This is a genomic window from Candidatus Saccharimonadia bacterium (assembly GCA_035544015.1).
Classification (GTDB): domain Bacteria; phylum Patescibacteriota; class Saccharimonadia; order UBA4664; family UBA4664; genus UBA5169.
On the sequence record DATKIP010000082.1, the window covers coordinates 39,641 to 56,756 of the forward strand.

At 61.8% G+C, this 17,116-nt stretch carries 17 protein-coding genes; 5 read left to right on the plus strand and 12 right to left on the minus strand.

The annotated features are described in order from the left end of the window. Position 1: 1 nt before the first annotated feature. From VMT30_05715 to VMT30_05730, 4 genes are read right to left on the minus strand one after another with little or no spacing between them, the layout of a single operon-like run. Positions 2 to 1,162 carry a dihydrofolate reductase family protein gene (locus tag VMT30_05715; protein ID HVQ44434.1) on the minus strand — a complete coding sequence of 387 codons (1,161 nt, stop codon included), beginning with the start codon at positions 1,160 to 1,162 and terminating at the stop codon, positions 2 to 4. After that, complete coding sequence (locus tag VMT30_05720; protein HVQ44435.1) at positions 1,159 to 1,749, minus strand: HAD-IA family hydrolase; 591 nt, start codon at positions 1,747 to 1,749, stop codon at positions 1,159 to 1,161. Before VMT30_05720 ends, VMT30_05715 begins: the two co-directional genes overlap by 4 nt. Positions 1,750 to 1,751: 2 nt before the next feature. Then, entirely contained in the window at positions 1,752 to 2,243 is a 492-nt protein-coding gene (gene ribH, locus VMT30_05725) for a 6,7-dimethyl-8-ribityllumazine synthase (protein HVQ44436.1), read from the minus strand. Further along, positions 2,240 to 3,502 carry a bifunctional 3,4-dihydroxy-2-butanone-4-phosphate synthase/GTP cyclohydrolase II gene (locus VMT30_05730; protein ID HVQ44437.1) on the minus strand — a complete coding sequence of 421 codons (1,263 nt, stop codon included), beginning with the start codon at positions 3,500 to 3,502 and terminating at the stop codon, positions 2,240 to 2,242. Before VMT30_05730 ends, ribH begins: the two co-directional genes overlap by 4 nt. 381 nt (positions 3,503 to 3,883) lie before the next feature. On the opposite strand from VMT30_05730, the gene VMT30_05735 reads away from it, so the two are divergent. The 3 genes from VMT30_05735 to VMT30_05745 are packed head-to-tail and all read left to right on the plus strand — an operon-like array spanning position 3,884 to position 6,726. Continuing rightward, positions 3,884 to 4,654, plus strand: a complete 771-nt coding sequence (locus VMT30_05735; protein HVQ44438.1) for a hypothetical protein — start codon at positions 3,884 to 3,886, stop codon at positions 4,652 to 4,654. A 6-nt stretch (positions 4,655 to 4,660) separates the two neighbouring features. Then, complete coding sequence (locus tag VMT30_05740) at positions 4,661 to 5,833, plus strand: pyridoxal phosphate-dependent aminotransferase (protein HVQ44439.1); 1,173 nt, start codon at positions 4,661 to 4,663, stop codon at positions 5,831 to 5,833. Next, positions 5,830 to 6,726 carry a D-alanine--D-alanine ligase gene (locus tag VMT30_05745; GenBank protein HVQ44440.1) on the plus strand — a complete coding sequence of 299 codons (897 nt, stop codon included), beginning with the start codon at positions 5,830 to 5,832 and terminating at the stop codon, positions 6,724 to 6,726. Before VMT30_05740 ends, VMT30_05745 begins: the two co-directional genes overlap by 4 nt. On the opposite strand, the gene murJ is transcribed toward VMT30_05745, so the two are convergent. The 7 genes from murJ to VMT30_05780 form a co-directional block, all read right to left on the minus strand. Further along, on the minus strand, positions 6,723 to 8,312 hold the full coding sequence (gene murJ, locus VMT30_05750) for a murein biosynthesis integral membrane protein MurJ (protein ID HVQ44441.1): 1,590 nt from the start codon (positions 8,310 to 8,312) through the stop codon (positions 6,723 to 6,725). The two genes, VMT30_05745 and murJ, sit on opposite strands and share 4 nt — an antisense overlap. A 38-nt stretch (positions 8,313 to 8,350) precedes the next feature. Continuing rightward, positions 8,351 to 9,331, minus strand: a complete 981-nt coding sequence (locus tag VMT30_05755; GenBank protein ID HVQ44442.1) for a UbiA family prenyltransferase — start codon at positions 9,329 to 9,331, stop codon at positions 8,351 to 8,353. Then, positions 9,328 to 10,176: a hypothetical protein gene (locus VMT30_05760; GenBank protein HVQ44443.1), complete on the minus strand. Its 849-nt coding sequence runs from the start codon at positions 10,174 to 10,176 to the stop codon at positions 9,328 to 9,330. The genes VMT30_05755 and VMT30_05760 overlap by 4 nt, the downstream gene beginning before the upstream one ends. A gap of 57 nt (positions 10,177 to 10,233) precedes the next feature. Further along, positions 10,234 to 12,123, minus strand: a complete 1,890-nt coding sequence (gene ftsH / locus VMT30_05765; protein ID HVQ44444.1) for an ATP-dependent zinc metalloprotease FtsH — start codon at positions 12,121 to 12,123, stop codon at positions 10,234 to 10,236. Between the two features lie 93 nt (positions 12,124 to 12,216). Next, positions 12,217 to 13,134 carry a tRNA lysidine(34) synthetase TilS gene (gene tilS, locus VMT30_05770; GenBank protein HVQ44445.1) on the minus strand — a complete coding sequence of 306 codons (918 nt, stop codon included), beginning with the start codon at positions 13,132 to 13,134 and terminating at the stop codon, positions 12,217 to 12,219. A 167-nt stretch (positions 13,135 to 13,301) separates the two neighbouring features. Next, the gene (locus VMT30_05775) at positions 13,302 to 14,015 is read right to left on the minus strand and encodes a hypothetical protein (GenBank protein ID HVQ44446.1); all 714 of its coding nucleotides are present in this window, start codon (positions 14,013 to 14,015) and stop codon (positions 13,302 to 13,304) included. 16 nt (positions 14,016 to 14,031) lie between these two features. Beyond that, a complete protein-coding gene (locus tag VMT30_05780; protein HVQ44447.1) occupies positions 14,032 to 14,454 on the minus strand; it encodes a DUF4396 domain-containing protein in 423 nt (140 codons plus the stop codon). Between the two features lie 357 nt (positions 14,455 to 14,811). On the opposite strand from VMT30_05780, the gene VMT30_05785 reads away from it, so the two are divergent. Together VMT30_05785 and VMT30_05790 are read left to right on the plus strand one after the other, a co-directional pair. Next, positions 14,812 to 15,798: a hypothetical protein gene (locus VMT30_05785; protein HVQ44448.1), complete on the plus strand. Its 987-nt coding sequence runs from the start codon at positions 14,812 to 14,814 to the stop codon at positions 15,796 to 15,798. A 127-nt stretch (positions 15,799 to 15,925) separates the two neighbouring features. Then, complete coding sequence (locus tag VMT30_05790; protein ID HVQ44449.1) at positions 15,926 to 16,501, plus strand: 5-formyltetrahydrofolate cyclo-ligase; 576 nt, start codon at positions 15,926 to 15,928, stop codon at positions 16,499 to 16,501. A 6-nt stretch (positions 16,502 to 16,507) separates the two neighbouring features. On the opposite strand, the gene VMT30_05795 is transcribed toward VMT30_05790, so the two are convergent. After that, positions 16,508 to 16,918: a hypothetical protein gene (locus VMT30_05795; GenBank protein HVQ44450.1), complete on the minus strand. Its 411-nt coding sequence runs from the start codon at positions 16,916 to 16,918 to the stop codon at positions 16,508 to 16,510. Positions 16,919 to 17,116 lie beyond the last annotated feature (198 nt).

Below are 17,116 nucleotides of genomic sequence, written 5' to 3' on the forward strand. Positions count from 1 at the left end.
ATTACTTCTCCTGATTAGATTCAAAATTAGATTCAAAACGGGCAAACGTAGGTTCGTTGAGGTGGCGAAATTGGGCGGCGAAGGCGGGATCGGGCAGCTTTCGGACGGTGAGGCCGGCAGCCTGGAGTAATTCTGCGCCCTGGCAGTCTTGCAGGAATAATGGCTCTTCTAAGCCGTAAACCACCCGTCGCAGACCGGCGTCAACGATCCGCTGAGCACACGATGTCGGTTGCGAGACGCGGGCCGAACAGGGCTCGAGCGTGGAATAGAGGGTGGCGCCGGCGAGCTGGGCGCTACCGGCGACTTTGGCGAGCGCCACCTCCTCCGCATGGGTTTTGGGGCCGGTTTCGCGCGAGTAGCCGCGAGCGATTTCGCGGCCATCGGCACCCACGATGACGGCTCCGACCGAGTAGGCGGCGTCGGTGGGCGGGCACTTGCGAGATGCCTCGAAGGCGAGCTTCATCCAGGTCCGATCGGCGGCGTCGAGCTCGGGCGCAAGGTAGTGCGCGACCACGACGTCGCCCAGGGCGGTGACGTCTTCGAGCACGAGGTGGTGGTCTTTGCCCCACACCACCGGCCCCGCGGCGGCAAAGCGAGGGGCTTTGCTATCGCCCACAAAAAAGCTGGCGGTGGCTAGCCTGAGTTCATCCACCAAGCCCGAGGCGAAAAATTGGCTCAGTATGTGGCTGCCGCCCTCCACGAGCAGGCGCCGTACTCCCCTGCCCGCCAGGTCGGCCAGTATCGCCTCTACGGTGGCGTGCGCACCCAGGCTCACCACCGCGGCGTGACTATGCAGCTGCTGCTGGTGCCGCTCGAGGTGCTCGTCGGTGGTGTACACCAGTCGCTGCGCCGAACCGGCGGTGAAAAACGCGGCGGCGGGATCGAGCTCGCCGGCGCCGAGGAGCGTGACCTTGGTGGGGCTAGCCGAGGCCTGGCGCTGGGTGCGGGCTTGCTGCCGGGCCGCAGATCGCACCAGCAGCCGGGGGTTGTCGGCGCGGATGGTGCCGGCGCCTACCAGAATCGCGTCCACCGAGGCGCGCAGCGCGTCGACCTGGTCGAAGTCCTCGTCGTTGGACAAGATGAGGCGCTGGGGCGTGCCATCATCGAGATAGCCATCGAGCGATTGGGCGCTAGAAATGATGACGTAGGGGCGCTTATTCAAGTGAGAATTCCTAATTGTTGTAATGTGGTTCTGGTTTGGCCGGTATCGTGGTGCAGAATACCGGTGCCGCCGGCGCGGGTGATGGCATCAACGTTGGGCGGGCTGTCGTCGATGAGTATGAGCTCGGTGACGGCGGCGTCGTGGTCGCGCAACAGGGGAGCGAAGAAGTCAAGTGACGGCTTGCGCACCCCGATCTGGTACGACACGTAGAGCGGCAGGCCGGCAAATTTGGTGCGGCGCAGGTCTTCGATCCAGGCGGTGTAGTTGGAGGCGAGTACCACGGTGTGGCCGGCAGCTCGCAGATCGGCCAACAGCTCGCGGGCGCCGGGCAGCCAGGCGTAACCCTGGCGGCGGGCCTGGTGGAACACCGTGGGATCAACCGTGACGCCGCCGGCGTGCAGGCCTCGCCAATAGGCCGCTTCGTCGATGGCGCCGGCCTCGAGATCTCGCCACAGCGCCGGGTCTTGGCGGCGGTTGATTTCGGCGAGACTGAGGCCGGCGGATTGCTCGAGCGCGTCCATCCAGGCCTCGCGCACGAGCGTGTCCATGACGTCGACGGCGATGAGGCGCGCGCGAGGAGCGGACATGCCTAGGTGGCGTCCGGTCGGTATTTGCGCTTGAGTAAGGCAAGGTCAAGCGCCGCGTGCATAGCGCCGGCGCCCTTGTCTTCGTGGGTGCCGGGGCCGCCGGCGCGCATTTCGATTTGGCCGCGGTCGTAGGCGGCAATCACACAATCGCCGATCGCGACCGCGTCTTCCTCTAGTGCCACGCGCAGCAGCCCATCGGTGGCGCGCTGCAGCACGGTGTCGAAATGGGGCGTGCCGCCGCGCAAGACGACGCCGATGGCGACTACGGCGTCGAATTTGCCCGAGCGGGCCAGGGCCTGCGCGCCGCTCGGCAGTTCGCCCGAGCCATCGACGTGCTCGACCGCGACCTCAGTGACCCCGTGGCGTTTGGCCTCCTCGACGGCCCGGGTGACCATGCGCTCGATTAAATCTTCATTCCAGCGAGCGGCTACAACGGCTACTCGTAGGCCTCCGGCTTCTAGGGTTTGGCTTTGGCTACGGCCGTCGGTGCTCATACTGGTTCCTTCGTGGTTATTTTTTTGGGGGCTGTCTCGCCGAGCGCTAGGTGGTGATGGAGCCGCTGCTTTTTGGTCTGAAGGTAGTGGAGATTGTGCACATTGGGCTCAATCTCAAGCGGCTCACGACTAATGATCTCGATGTGGCTGGCTAGGCCGGCCTGCTTATCGGGATTATTGGTGAGCAAGCGCGCTTGACGCACGCCCAGGGCTCGCAAAATTTGCCCGGCCACGTGATATTCGCGCGCGTCCACTGGCAGCCCCAGCTGGAGGTTGGCATCGACGGTATCGGCGCCCTGATCCTGGAGCGCGTAGGCGCGGATTTTATCAGCAATGCCAATCCCCCGCCCTTCGTGCCCGTCCATATATACAACCACACCGGCGCCGGCTTTGGCTATGATATCCAGCGAGGCGGCTAGTTGCGGACCGCAATCACAGCGAAGCGACCGAAAAATATCACCGGTCATGCATTCGGAATGCACGCGCACGAGCGTGGGCTCAGTGGCCGTGATGATGCCGGCGACGAGCGCCAGGTGTTCGTCGCCCGTGATCTCGTCGCGCCACACCGAGACGCGGAATTGGCCAAACTCAGTGGGCAGCTTGGCCGCGGCCAGCTCCTCGATTTGCGCTTCGTTTTGGCGGCGGTAGGTGGCGAGATCGGCGATGGTAACGAGGGCCAATTTGTGCTCGCGGGCAAACTCCACGAGCTCCGGCATGCGCATCATGGTGCCGTCGAGATTGACCATCTCGGCGATCGCCGCCACCGGTCGTTTGCCGGCCAGGCGCATGAGGTCGACACTAGCTTCCGTGTGGCCGCCGCGCACGAGTACGCCGCCGGGGCGGGCGCGCAGGGGAAACATATGACCGGGCCGCGTCAGTACGGAGGGCGTGGTTTCGGGGTCGGCCAGCAACCGCAACGTGCGAGCTCGATCGGCGGCGCTGACACCGGTGGTGACGTCTTCGCGCGCGTCGACCGAAACGGTGAACGCGGTTTTGTTGCGGTCTTGATTGTCGGGGTACATGGGCGGCAGGTCTAATCGATCGCAGACTTCACCGGTCATGGGGGCGCAGATTATACCCGTGGAATAGCGCATAAAGAAGGCTAGCCACTCCGGGGTGGCGTCCTCGGCCGCCATCACAAAGTCGCCTTCGTTCTCGCGGTCGGGGTTGTCAACGACGATCACGGGCCGGCCGGCCGTGATGTCGGCGAGAGCACGATCAATGCTCTGGAATTTGTTTTGCTCGGACGCTTTGCTCATAGAATACCTTGCTCTTGGGGTTATTGGTCTGCCGGGGAATAATGCTAATGCTTAATTAAAATGCGCTCATTGTAATTGCTTCAAAAAAACTTGCCGATTATTATCCCATTTTAGGAATTTTATACCTATCCATGAGCCCCAGCTAGCATTGCCGGTATGACGAGCTGAATGGCGTTTTTTATGTCAAGGGGGGTTTTCCACACTTTTTGAACACTCGAATTGTTTGAAACTGGTTTGAAATGGCTTTTGGCTTTGTGTGGTAGAGTTCTACTCTACAATTTTAATCGGCTTTTTTGCTTTAGTGTAGGTATTTTATGCCACAGTAAAGCTCGGTAGCTATATATTGTGGACAGGTGTCTGAAAACAACTTAGGATCGCGATATGGAACATGACCACATCTTGGAGACCGCTCTATCTGAGCTGGGGCTAACGCCTAATGCGATTCGCCTGTATTTGCAAAGTAGCCGAATGGGCCGGATGACGGTGGGACGACTCGCGGTGCTGTGTGAGATGGACCGGTCTTCGGCGCACTTGGCGGCGGGCCAGTTGCGAGCGGCAGGCCTGCTCGAAGAGCTGGCGGACGGCGGGCGGCAGCTGGTGTGGGTGCGGCCGCCGCGGGAGCTGCTGACGCGGCTGCGGCTGGGGATACGCAAGCTGCGCACGCATTACGATGCGGTGGAGGACGCGCTGCCGCGGCTGGAGGCAAGCTACCAAGAAAAAGGCACGGTGCCGGCCCTGCAGGTATTTTCGGGCAAGGATGGTTTGCGGCAGGTGGTGGCAAACATTATGGCCAATGCTGAGGGCGAGATTTTGCTCATGACCAACCAAGAGTCGGAGCGGCGGGTGTTTACGCGCCAGGATCACCAGGAGTTTATTCGCGAGCGGCTGCGGCGGCGGCTGGCTATTCGGGTACTGGCCCTGGACACGCCGGCGGGCCATGAACTGGCAAAGACCGACGGGGTTAATCTGCGTCAGACGCGGGTGATTCGGGATGGTGGAGCGACGCCGTTTTTGAGCGAAACGTACATTTATGGTGATTGCGTGGCGATGCTGTCGTTTCACGATGTGGCAATGGGCTTCGTGGTGCGGTCGACAGACTTTGCGGGTACCCAGCGATGGCTGTTTGAGCGGCTGTGGCGGGAGTGCGACTAAGTGCGGATGTCGGCCATCAAAGCGGTGGAGCTGCTGGCGGCCGGACAACCGGGAGTGGTTTCGTTGGCCCAAGGCATTCCGTCGTTTGACACGCCGGAGCCGATCAAGCAAGCGGCGATTGCGGCGATTCGCGATGGGCGGGCAGCGGCGTATTCGCTGACGTACGGCCTGGCGGAGCTGCGGCAGACGATTGCCTGCGAGCTGGGCGAGGCGGGTATGGATTACGATCCGGATCACGAGATCGTGGTGACCTGCGGCGGCGCGGAGGCGATCGCGGCGACTCTGCGGGCGCTCATCACCGACGGGCGACGGGAGGTGATCGTGCCGGCGCCGTCGTATGCTTCGTATCCGGAGATGGTGCGGACGGCCGGCGGAAGTGTGCGCTACGTGGCGCTCGATGAGGCCAACGGCTGGGCGCTCGATCCGGCGGCGGTGGCGGCGGTCATGGGGCCGGAGACGGCGGCGGTGCTACTGGCTAATCCCAATAATCCGACGGGGCACTGCTACCCGGAGGAGCAACTACGGGCGGTGGCGGAGCTCGCCCAGCAACACGGCTGCAAACTCATCTGCGATGAGGTGTACAAGGATTTTGTGTTTGACGGGGGAAGTGCGTATACACCGGCGGCCGAGCCGGCTTATCGCGACATCGTGATACGGATTTTTAGCTTTTCGAAGGCGTACGGCATGACGGGGTGGCGCGTGGCGTATGTGCACGGAGCGGCCGAGGTGATGGACCGCGTGGTGGGAGTACACGATAATTTGGTGACGTGCGCGCCGGTGGTGTCGCAGTACGCGGCGATGGCGGCGGTGACCGAAGGCGCACCGTATGTGCGGGAATTTCGCGCCGTGCTGGCTCGGCGCCGCGATGAATTGTGCCGGTGGCTCGATCAGTATCCGGATGTTTTTGCTTATCAAAAGCCAAATTCGGCGTATTTTGTGTTTCCGCGGCTGGTGAGTGGCGAAAACGACTGGGATTTTGTGCGGGCGGCGTTGGCAGAGGCGGGAGTAGCCGCGGTACCAGGGGTGGCTTTTGGTCCGAGCGGGGCCGGGCACATTCGGCTGTGCTTTGGCCGCAGCGATGCGGACATGCGGCTGGCCTGCGAGCGGCTCGACCGTTGGCTGGCGAGGCGACGAAGCCCCTACCCCAACGCCCGGGATGCGGTTAAGATAGTTTCATGAATGTACTGGTACTGGGGGGCGGCACAGGAGCAGAAAAAGAGGTTTCGCTGCGATCGGCGGCGGCGGTGTGTGATGCGCTGACGGATTTGGGCCACCACGTGCGGCAAGTGGATCCGGCCGAGGGTGATGCGACGGTGCTGAAGGCGGCCGCGGCCACCGATCTGGTGTTTCCGATGCTGCACGGTACCGGCGGCGAGGACGGCGTGATTCAGCGACTGCTCGACACGACCGGCAAGCCGTATTTGGGCAGCGGAGCGGCTGCCTCGGCATTATGCTTCGACAAAGCGCGGTTTAAAGACCTGCTGGAGGCGAATGATATTCTGACGCCTCAGAGTGAGGTTGTGACGGCTGAGGCGTTTGAGGAATCGAAGCTCGTGCAGGCACCGTTTGTGCTTAAACCGGTCGCCGAAGGTTCGAGCGTGGGCATGATGCTGACGCGAGAACTTCCCTACGATCAGGCAAAGGCTCATGATTTGTTCCACGAACACAAAACGATGCTGCTCGAAGAGTTAATCGTGGGCCCAGAAATTACGGTGCCGGTGTTGGGATCTAAGGCGCTGCCGGTGATCGAGATTGTGCCCCCCAGCGGCAAGGAATTTGATTATGAGAACAAATATAATGGCGCGACGGCCGAGCTCTGCCCGCCGCGCAGCGTCAGCCCAGAGCGCCAGGAGCAAGCCCAGCGGCTGGCGGAGCGCGTGCATGCGCTGAGCGGGGCACGACACTTGTCGCGCATCGATATGATGATTGATGCGGAAGAAAAATTGTACGTTTTGGAACTCAATACGATGCCGGGCATGACGGCCCAGAGCTTGTTTCCGAAATCGGCGGCAGTGGCGGGGTTGGCCTGGAACGAGCTGGTGAAGACCTTTGTGGACCTGGTCTGGGCCTAGGTGAGGCTCAGTGACCGGGCCAAGAGCTCCTTGGCGCGGGTGGCGAAGTGCCGCGCCTCATTGAGCCGCAGCGCGTAGCAAGGTACGAGGTAGGTGAGGAGGGCGACGGCGACAATGAGCGCGAATTTGGGCATGAGCGTGAGGAAGCCGCGGTCGTCGGCGTAGAGCGGCATGATCTGCGCAATGAGCGGGTAGAGCGCGCCGAGCATGATGGCGGCGGCGACCACCATCCGCCACACGCCGTGCATGATGCTCTTTTCGCCGAACCGACCGTAGCCATGGCGCAAAAGGGCAACCAGTGCGAGTGTTTCGAGCACCGCCACGATGGACGCGCTCATGGCCAACCCGGCCACGCCATAGACGCGCCCGAGCCAAATGCTTAGGGCGATGTTGAGCGGAATGCTTGCGAGGCTGAGATAGAGCGGGGTGCGGGTGTTTTGCATGGCGTAGTAGACCCGGCTCACAAGCATAAACAGGCTCGTGAACACGATGGTGCCGGCGAACCACCCCAGGGTGGTGGCGGTGTCGAGGTCGCCGAAGCCGTAGAGCAGTCGCACGATGTAGCCGCGCGCGACCACGGCAAACAGCGCGGACGGGATGGCGAGGAATAATATGAGGCGGGCGGTTTTGACGTAGGCCTCTATGAGCTGTTCGCGCTGTCCCTCGGCGGCGCGGGCGGCGAGACGGGGGAAAACTGCGGTGGTGATGGAGCTGCCGATGAGCACGAGCGGGACGTTTTTGAGGTCGTTGGCGTAGGCAAACTGGGCGATGGCGCTCGCGCTGATAGTGGAGCCGATGACGGTTTCGACGGTGTAGTTGATTTGATCCAGGCCTTGATCGATACTGCGCGGAAGCATGAGGCCGAGGGTCTGGCGTACGCCGGCGAGCCGGAGCGAAATGACAGGCCGGTATTTGAAACCGAGCCCATGGAGGCCGAGCCATTGCAGCAAGGCCTGCGTGATCACGCCCAGCACCACCCCCCAGGCGGCGCCGTACACGCCCAGATGCGGCACAAAGGCGATGATACCCACGATAATGCCGACGTTGTAGAGTACCCCCGAAAACGAGTAAATGAGGAAGCGATTGAAGGCCTGCTGCACGCTACCAAGCACGCTTGAGACGGCAAACAGCACGGGGGTGATGGCGAGAATGCGCGTGAGACCGGTGGCCAGCTCGTGGGTGTGGGCGTCGAAGCCCGGAGCCATGATGCGCATGAGCGGGTCGGCGAACACCACGATGACCACCCCGCCGGCGATGGTGATGAGCACGAGGAGGTTGAGCAGGCTAGAGGTGACGCGCCAGGCTTCGTCTTGCTGCTTTTGCTCGAGGTGGCGGCTGAGCACGGGGATGAACGCTACCGCGAAGGCGCCTGAGACGAGCAGCGTGAAGAGCAGGTCGGGCAGGCGGAAGGCGGCGTTGTAGGCGCTGAGGTCGGGACCGAGGCCGAAGTGCGCCGCGAGCAGGCGGTTGCGCAAGAGTCCGAGAATGCGCGAGAGCAGGTACGCACCCGAGATGATGAGAGTGGCGCTGGCGACGGTTTGGCCGGCGTTGGCGCGGCCCAGCAGGTGTTTGGCCCGGTCTACCATGGTTTGGTCTTGATTTTCATGCTGGGGGTATTATACCTTTACCCTCGGTAAGCCTCCAGCACTTGACGGGGGTTTTGGGAAAGAAACTTCAGGTTGGCCAGGGACCCCGCCAGTACGCTCGCCAATATCACGGCTAGAGCCCAGTCTGGGATCGCGGACCCGTTTACGAGAAATACGGCCAAGATGGAGATGAGGAGGCCGTTGCCGACTTGAGCTGCAACGCCGATGACGACGAGCTCGTGCACACCTACGGGTGTCTTGCCCAGCCGGATCAGCAGCCAGCTGATGACGGCGGCATAGCACACTACCACAAGGCCCAATGGACTTACGCGGGAGACGACGATAACGGCCAGGAGCGTCCCCATGCCGAGCAATATTTGGCTGGCCCAAAGCGTGGCGGCCTTGCCGTACCGCAACAAAAACGTCGGCTTGCCATATTTGGCATCTCCATCGCGATCGCGAAAGTCCTTGAGATTAATGCGAGCGAGAAACAACCCATATAGCGCCGCCAGCACCCAGCCGTCTCCCGAGCCGAAACTGGCTTGGACCACGCTCAGTCCCAACCCGTAGGGCACGTAAACGTAGCCAACTGCGAGTACGAATGGCACGAAATGGGTGCGGTAAGACAGACGAAGGGGCGGGAGGGAGTAGGCTAGATTGACCGCCAGGGCCACCAGCGTCGTGACGCCCGCAGCCGGACCCAGCAGGAATCCGCAGCCGAGCATGACGGTGCTGGCGACGAGACCAACGGCGACCAGTTGGCGGGCGGTGGCTTGGCCGGTGACCAAGAGACGGCCGGGCTTGCCGGCGTGGTTGATTTTATCGATGTCTTCGTCGGCTACGTCATTAAAGCTAGTGGCGCTCACATAGCTGCAGAGGAGTGCCACCACGGCCACGGCGTGCCTCCATGTGAGCACCTCCAGACCATGGTGGTAGGCCAGGGCAATTGCCATAAACAGCACGAGCATCACGGCTACGCGATACCGCAAAAGCGACCAAAAGATCGACAGATACTTCATTTGCTTCCGGAAGGAAGAAAGGTTTTGAATGGCCAGATGGTGACCAATGCTGACATAAATATCACCCAGACAACATGGTACATAAGTATTAGGCTTAAGCAGAGCCAAAATACCGCGGCTAAGGTTGCTCCACGCGCGAGTGGTGACGGCGCATTGCGACCTAGCGAGCGGAATGACAGGGCAGCGAGAGATCCCGCGACCAAGAGCACGAGCGTAATGAGCAGAGCGTAGGGGCCCAATTTCCCAATGTAGTCGAAGAGCGGCCCAGCGACCATAACCAAGGGGAGAACGAGGTACTGCCAGCCGATCAGGGCAAAAATTGCGACGAGAGATAGGGCAACCAGCCATTTGAAGCCCGCAGAGAAGCGCTTTGCTCGATTTGAGGGCGTGGTGCTGGTGTTGAAGATGGCAATGAGGCTAAAAACTAAGACATAGAGTATTCCGGACGCCGCGGCGGCCCACAGGAACCCGCTGGTGTCATTGTTGATGACTGGTCCGAAGCCGTTTTCGACAAAGGGATTTGCGGCATTAGAGGTGTAGAGCCCAAGAGGCGCCAAAACAAACTTTACGACGATGATGGCGACGTTGAATCCCAGGACGGTGTACCAAGTGGCGCGCGGTAAATTGAGCCCCGCCCGCATGGCGACGGCCATGATGAGACCCACGCCGGCGGTTACGGCCAGGCCGAAACCGAGCAATAATCCAAGAGGCGGCGGCTGCAACGAGCCCGACTGGCCGACAGAGGTGCCGAACAGGCCGGGCAGGCTTGCGGCAACGACCGACAGGGTGACGGAGACGATGGCCAATGCCGCTGTGGTGCTGGCCGATAGCTTAAAACGGCTCAATGGTAGGGATGGCATGGGGCCATAATAATGGTATTGGCCCGTCCGGGCTAGAGGTGATTACGCGGCGGCGGGTTCGCCGGAGACGACGGGGGCTACGTCCTGGGGATCGACGCCGGGCTTGCGGGGATCGTCGGGCTTGGGAGCGCCGGGGCGGGGGCCGATGAGGCTGTTGAAGTCGTCGCGGTCGATGACCTCGTCTTTGACGAGCTTGGCAGCGATTTTGTCGACCTTGTCGCGGTTGGCGTTGATGACCTCGCCGGCGCGGGCGGCGGCTTCGTCGATGAGCTGGGCAACCTCGCCGTCGATGACAGAGGCGACCTGCTCGGAATAGTTTTTGCCTTCGGAGAAGTCGCGGCCCAGGAAGATGGCGTCGGATTGGGAGCCGAAGACGCGGTTGGGGAGCTTATCGCTCATGCCGTTGTCCATGATCATGTGGCGGGCGAGTTGGGTGGCTTTTTGGAGGTCGTTGCTGGCGCCGTTGGTGATGTCGCCAAAGATGATACTCTCGGACATGCGGCCGCCGAGCATGACGGCCAGGTCGTCTTTGTAATCGGCTATGGACGTGAGGTGGCGGTCTTCATCGGGCAGCTGCCAGGTGAAGCCACCGGCGCGGCCGCGGGAGATGATGGAGACTTTGTTGACGGGGTGAGCGTTGGGCAGCATATGCGCCACAATGGCGTGGCCGGCTTCGTGATAGGCGGTGATTTCTTTTTCCTTGACGTTCATGACGTGGGTTTTGCGCTCGGGGCCCATGAGGACTTTCTCGACGCTGGCGTTGAGATTTTTTTGATTTATTTTCTTCTGATCGAGGCGGGCGGCCAGAATGGCGGCCTCGTTCATGAGATTTTCGAGGTCGGCGCCGGAGAAGCCGGGGGTTTTCTTGGCAATTTCTTCGAGGTCAATGTTTTTTTCGAGCGGCTTGCCCACGGAATGAACCTCGAGGATGGCAACGCGGCTCTTGAGATCCGGCGGATCGAGGGTGACGCGCCGGTCGAAGCGGCCGGGGCGCAGGAGGGCAGGGTCGAGCACGTCGGGGCGGTTGGTGGCGGCCATCACGATGACATTGGTGCCTTGCTCGAAACCGTCCATTTCGACCAGGATTTGATTGAGGGTTTGCTCGCGCTCGTCGTGTCCCCCGCCCATACCGGTGCCGCGCTGGCGGCCGACGGCGTCGATTTCATCAATGAAGATGATGCAGGGGGCGTTTTTCTTGGCTTTCATGAAGAGGTCGCGCACGCGTGAGGCGCCCACGCCCACGAACATTTCCACGAAATCTGATCCGGCGATGGAGAAAAACGGTACGCCGGCCTCCCCTGCTACCGCGCGGGCCAGGAGGGTTTTACCGGTTCCGGGAGGGCCAAACAGCAGCACGCCCTTGGGAATTTTGGCGCCCAGGGCTTCAAATTTGGCCGGGTATTTCAGGAATTCAACAATTTCAGTGAGCTCTTGTTTGGCTTCGTCGGCGCCGGCGACCTCTTTGAACGTGACCTTCTTCTTGTCGGAGCCATACAGCTTGGCGCGGGATTTGCCAAAGTTCATGGCCTGGTTCCCTTGCCCTTGTGCCTGGCGCATCATGAAGTAGAAGAAGGCGATAATGAGCGCGATGGGGCCGACGGTGATGAGTAGCTGAAACCAAATACTGCCGGTGCCGCTGTCACTGCCTTTGACGCGCGTGGTGACCTTGGTGGTATCGATACCGTAATCCTTGAGGGTGGCCGAACTTTCTTTGTTGGTGACCTGCTTGGGGGCAGTGGGGTCTTTGAGCGTAGCGGTGAGTTTGTTGCCGTCGACCTCGATACTGTCGACCTGACCGCCCTTGGCCTCGTCGACGAGCTGCGAGAGCGAGACGTTTTCGGTGCGCACGGCGGGCAGAGATACCACCACCAAGACAGCAGCCACTAAAATGGCGCCGACGAGGAAGAGGAAGCTGCGGGTATTTTTCTTCATTTTCATGGGTTACCAACTTTCGTTAGAGTACGTAACTATAACACTTCGGCGCCTGAGGTACAGGGGGCAGCCGAAATACCCATACAGTATACCTTATAGCGGGCGGTTTGTGGTGAGGACGATTATGCCTTTCTTGAGCATAAGGACGATGCCCTGGCGCAGGGGACGGTGGGTGCCGGTGCGGCCGGTGCGGGCGAAGGCGGCGACTTCGGCGATGAGCCGGCGATCGAGCTGTACGCCCGGGGCCAGGCGACGGGCGGTGGCCAGAATGAGCTCTTGGAGCTCGGCTAGGGTGAGCGTGTGGATGACTTCGCGTGAGAACGAGTAGATTTGGGGTTCGATGTGGGCCGCGCTTAGCATTTCGCCGAGGGTTTCGTCGATGGCGGTGTTTCGGGCGGCGAGCTCGGTGATGAGGCCGAGGTAGTGCGCACGCCACGCGTCGGGAGCGCCGGCGAGCAGGCGGTGGCGGAGAAGATTACGAGGGTTGGTGAGATCGGCGTTGGTGGGATCTTCGCGCCAGCTGACCTTGTGAGCGACGGCGTAGCGGCGTAGCGGCGTGCGCGAGACGCCGATGAGGGGGCGCAGGATCGCAGGACTGAGGGCCATCGGCGCCAGGCCCAGCCGGCCGCTGCCGCGCGCGAGGTTGAGGAGGCTGGTTTCGAGCTGGTCGTCGGCGTGGTGCGCGATGAGGACGGCTGCAGCGTGGTGGCGCGCACGGACCGCCTGGAGCCAGTCGTGGCGCGCCGTCCGCGCGGCCGCTTCGCTGGCGCGGCCGAGGTGCGCCGCATGCTGCTCGAACGGCAGGCCATAGCGAGCGGCGGTGGTGGCCACAAAGGCGGCGTCGGCGGCAGAGGTAGCGCGCAGGCCGTGGTCGAAATGCGCCACTACGAGTTCATAATGGCGCGACGCGGCGGCCTGGGCCATGAGGTGCAGTAGCACCATGGAGTCGGCGCCGCCGGAGATGGCCAGAATGTAGCGGCCGGGGGGCGGCCATTGGATGAGCTCGTTCATGGTGGCCATGATACAGGGATTTACCGTCTATACTCCAACTATTCCATTTTTCGGAATAGTACTCAGATGCATGAAAATTTATGCCTTTGCTAAGGTTTATTTCGGGTGATGATGGACCACTATTCCAAAAAATGGAATAGTGGCGACGCAAGTGTGGTCCGTAGAATTTAGCCCGCGCAGGCGGACTTGGGCAGATGGATGAGGTGATTGAAGCGGTCTTTGATTTGGCCGGAAGTGGGTGGGTCTTTTTGGGCAAAGATCACTACGCTACCGATAACGTCGTTGAGCTTGGCCAGCTGGCCGCCCTCTACCGGGGTACCCTTGAAGAAATCGCGCAGGTCTTGCTGCAAAAAGTCGTTCCAATTGCGCAGCACGTGGCCGTTTTTGTCGCCGGTGTAGACGTAGTAATGGGTGCCGGCCGGGACGGTAGGCAGGGCGTGGCCGTGAATGGGGATAGCGCTGATTTTGGGGAGTTGGTCGAAGCGGTAGCCGAGAATACCACCGGTGCCGCCAATGAAATTCCAGCCATACTGCTTGAGTACCATGCCGCCGGTGAGGTGGTTCCAGTGAATGTGAACGAATTGATCGAGCCCATCATGGAAGTGAATGGGTTCTTTGGTGAGCGCGGCGCTGCAATTGTCTTTGTTGAAGTCGGTTTGGAACTTGTCGGCGGCGAAGTTCACGGCGTGGTCGTCGACGAGTAGCTGGAGGCGAAAATGGTAGTGCGCTTGCGTGGGGTGGCGCAATACCGCGGGGGTGGAGGCGTAGGCATACAAAATGCCGGCGCCGATCAGCAGCATGGCGGCGCAAACGGCGACGACGAGCAGACGCAGCACCTTTACGGTGCGGTCGGCGGGGTGGGGAGTGTTTTCGGTCTCCATGGAATCTATGGTACCACTAGCTGTGATCGTGGTATTGGTGCATCACGGCGTGGCCGAGACCGCGGGCGATGAGCCAGCGATTGACGGGCACGGTGACCACGAAGGCCACGGCCAGTGAAACGACCAGGCTGATCCAAAACAGGGCGGTGGTGAGGCCGGCGTTGATGGCGCCGGGGACGGCGAGGATGAAGGCGTTGTCCATGAGCTCCATCGACGTGATGGAGACGGTGTCGGCGGCGAAGGCGACGGCCAGGGCGCGGCGGAAGCCGACGCCGGCCCGGAGCACCGGCGCGAGGGTGAGCGAGTAGCCGAAGACGAACGCGAGCACGATGGAGAGCACCACGGACGCGGCCGATCCGAGGCCGAGGGCCGTGGACACCACCATGCCGAGCACCTCACCAATGGCACAGCCAGTGAGGCAGTGCCGAGTGGCGGCGATAGCTTGGTGGGTGAGATCGGTCGTAAGGGTCTCCTGCTATAGGGATAGTATATACCGCACCCGGGTGTAGAGTATTATTAGACCATTTTTTGAAATTATTGACAATTAACTATCTGGGGGAGTAGTATTTCTAACCGTGGTTAAGCCTTTGTGCCTAGCCATCGTGTCCTTGATATTGTTGTGTGCAAATTTTGATTGGTGATGGTTTTGTGGGCAAAGGTCTGTGCGGCTACTCTTTAACGAGGGCGCTGCGCGGATCCGCTGCCCACAAGTGGGACCAACACGGGCTTTATCGCTCGGCGGAGGCAATTCCTCATCCATCGCGGCTACGGTCGCAATCTGACCCGGAGGTCAACCATGAATGCTGGATCTACCCGCAAAGGCACCCTGCCCGGTCTGGGCCTGGCGGTGTGTGGCCGCGACTGGGATGTCGTGTTCCACGACGGCCGGACGCACTCCGGCGTGGTACAGCCGGGGGAAGACACCATCGCGCTCGTGAAGCGGGTGGCCGACCTCCTCGGGACCACCGCTCGCGTGATCGGCGTGTCTCACCACGACTTCGAGACGATCCGGTCGATGCCAAGCCCGGACGGACTGAGCATCGTGCCCGTCTCGCCAACCCTGGCGACCCTCGCCGGCGTGAGCGCGAGGGGGCAGGCGGAATTGTACCGCCAGACCCTGGTCGCCGCGACCAAGACCGCCAACCCGGGGCCCACGGCCCTGCTCAAGATCGGCCCGCGGAACGTGACGTGGGCGTCCGATGAAGACGCGGCCCCCACGGAGGTCGGTATCGCCGACGTCATTCACGCTGTCAGCCCCTTGGCCGGGGTGTACGCCCAGTTCCTCCTGGAAAACGGCCAGCACCGGTCGGTGGAGCTGCTGGGCAACCCGGGGTGGGTCAACGGGGCGCGCTTTTTCGCGGCGCGCGACTGGGAGGTGCCCGAGCGCACTCGAGACCTTCTCGCCCAGGCCGTAGACCAGTCGACCGTCCGGGTCTTCGTGTCACACCTGGGCGTGATGGCGCGGAACGGCGACCCCTTCGCGGGGGAGGTAGCGCGGTTCATGACCCAGCCCTTCGCCGCGGCGGTGGGGCAGGTTGCGGCTGCGACCGAGGCGCGTCACCTGTACGTGCAGTGGAATGCCGTCTCGGCGGTGCCGAGGATGCCGGGGTGGATGTGCAATCCCGCCGGCGGGGGCCTCGCGCCCCTGTTCCGCAACGGACGCAACTCGATCCCGGCGGTTCCGGCTTCGACCAACGTCACCCTGCTAGGCCCGCGGCCGCAGCTCGCGGAAGCGCGCGGCGCCTACGACCTGGCGGCTCGGCAGGTGTCGGTGAGCGCATGATCTAACGGCCTCCTCCGAGCCGGCGCACACAGTACAATACAAGGGCGGGGGTGCGCGGTTCGCTGCGCACTCTCCCCTCCCCTAGCTAAACAACCAAGCGGCTGGTTGGCTGAGGAAGGGATGCCCAATGGATAGTAAATTGGTAATTCGAGAACGGGGCCGGGCAGCGCGAGCGGGGCTCGATGGCGCAGCGCGGGCGGCTTTGGACCGGCGGATCGTGGCGCGCTGCCAGGAAGAATTGGATTGGGCGCAGTACCGGCGCGTGATGGTGTTTTTGCCGATTGAGCGGCAGCGCGAGATCGACACCTGGCCACTCGTGCGCTGGATTTGGGCGACTTGGCCCGGGGTGGCGGTGTATGCGCCGCGGGTGGAGGCCGGCGCGATGCAGGCGGTGCGGCTGGGGCCGGACACGGTGCTGGCCGAGAGCGATTGGGGCATCACGGAGCCGGAGAGCGGCCCGTTGCTGGGCGCGCACGAGGCGCTGGATTTGATGTTGGTTCCCCTGCTGGGGTTTGACGCGACGGGGCATCGAGTGGGTTACGGAGGAGGATATTACGACCGTTTTTTGGCTTTATATAGGAATAATTTACGAATAGGGCTGGGGTACGAAGCGATGCTGGCGCCGCGCGGCATTGCGGCCGCGGCGCATGATATTCGGCTGCAGGGTGTCATTACGGAACGGCAGCGATATTCGTTTGTGTAACCGACTTTAGGCTCGATTGAGGCGATCGCGGGCGGCTCGGGCGCGCTCAGCGCGCTGGGCGGCGCCAAGGTTTCGACCGAGGATATTAAGGGCCATGGATGCGGCCAAGACCTGGGTGGCACCTTCGAGATCACCGGCGGTTTTGAGCGCGCTGGCTTGAGCTCGATAGGGCTCGCCTAGTTCGGCAAAAAGACTCGGAGTTACGGGAATGTTCTGGGCGGCGGCGTCGGCGCGAACCCGCTCCTCGATGGTGGCGAGCTGTTCGGCGGTGAGCGCGGCAGCCATAGCTTCAGCCGCCGGGCCGATTTGAGGTCTGGCTGGGCCTGCTTCTTGCAACACCTCTTTCAGGAGTTCGATCACAGGGTCGGACTGTTCGGCCCCTGAGGGATCTGGAGTTTCGGGAGATGATTTTGGCATGGACCGATTGTAATAAAATTTATTAAAGATGGCTACGGGTGGGTTTTGCATGTCATAATCTGACCCACCCTCACTTGCTCACCCTCCCGTAATCACCTGACAGGCTGGTTGCAACATTTCCCTCTCCAGAGCCTCAAAGAATTGCCGAAACCACGACAGAGTCTTCTTGGTATGTCGTGTTTTGTCTGGTTTTCGGGT